This is a genomic window from Moorena sp. SIO2C4, from assembly GCF_010672485.1.
Taxonomy (GTDB): domain Bacteria; phylum Cyanobacteriota; class Cyanobacteriia; order Cyanobacteriales; family Coleofasciculaceae; genus Moorena; species Moorena producens.
Map to the genome: position 1 here is coordinate 1 of NZ_JAAHGN010001496.1, position 1,281 is coordinate 1,281.

A 1,281-nucleotide genomic window follows, 5' to 3' on the forward strand; every position below is an offset into this window, starting at 1 on the left:
TAGGGAGGGTGGGTAGTGTAGGCAGTTTGGGAATTTTATTAGAATTTTTGTTTAATTGCAAAAATGAGATGCACCCCTCCCTACTCCCTACTCCCTAACCACTCCTAGTAACTACCTCACTGAATTGATAACTGCTATCTACTTACATAGAAGAGGCAGAACTTTCTCCTCTAGCTGCAATTTCCTGTATCGGTTGGGGCTTTTGTTTACTAAAGTTAGTGATCGACACTCCAATCATGATCACAATAAATGCTATTACTTGCATCAGTGAAGGGCGTTCTCCATTGAGAATTAGCGCATAAATTATCCCAAATACGGGGGATAATACAGTCCACTTACCCACCGTCTTGGAGTCTAACTTTTCCAGGGCAGCGTACCAGAGAAATTGGGTAATCACGATGATAATTAGTGCATAGATCCCCATCACCATCCAAAGCTGACCTGAAAAGACATCTCCAAAATGAGACGGACCAAACAAATAACTAGCGATCGCGAAAAATATTACAGCTGATATAAAGTTACGGCTGAAGACAATTACCGACAAACTCTTGTTTTTAGAAAGGGTCAACTTGCCGATCATCGAAGTAACTGCATACAAAAACGTTGAAGCCAGGATTAAAAGGTCACCCTGATTGATTTGATAATTACTGCTTTTAAAAACAATAGCAACAACACCAACGCCAATCAGAGAAAAGCCAATCCATTCCCATTTCAGAATACGCTTGCCAAAGAAAATTGCTCCTGCCAGAGCATAGAGTACCGGACCAAATCGCCCCAATAAGACTGCATTGGTGACAGTAGTGTGTTGTAGCCCCAGGAAAATCAGTGCAGATAGTAAGGCGGCTAAACAACCATTAATAAACAGTCCCAGAAGCAGCTTTACCTTCAACTTTCTGAGTTCATTTAGAATAGGAATCGCTCCAAAAAAAGCCACCACTGCCAAAGACGCACAGAGATTGCCAACAAACAGAACGTTACAAAACGATATTGGTGTTTCCTTCCCGCCACTAAGCATACTAGCGTTGGCAATTAGAAAAGCAATCACCGAGGGTCGCAATGCTGCCAGGGCCCGGGAGACAACTAGCAGCAATTTGGGATTAAGGTTATTGATACTATTGGCAATCATTTCCGTTATTGAGGAAGAGTGGTGTATCGGCGTTGCTGAATTAAGGAATGAATTCGCGATCATCTGGTGAAAGTTAAAGCCCCCTAAATCCCCCAACTTTGCGGTGCGACCCAAGGGCGATTTACTCGCCCTAGGAGGCGCGCACCGGAAGGGAC

Annotated in this window: 1 protein-coding gene; it reads right to left on the bottom strand. The window is 43.5% G+C overall.

Annotated features, from left to right (window positions below):
- Positions 1–142 precede the first annotated feature (142 nt).
- Positions 143–1,189, bottom strand: coding sequence for a DMT family transporter (locus F6K20_RS38935; protein WP_502708937.1), 1,047 nt, complete (start codon positions 1,187–1,189; stop codon positions 143–145).
- Between the last annotated feature and the right edge of the window lie 92 nt (positions 1,190–1,281).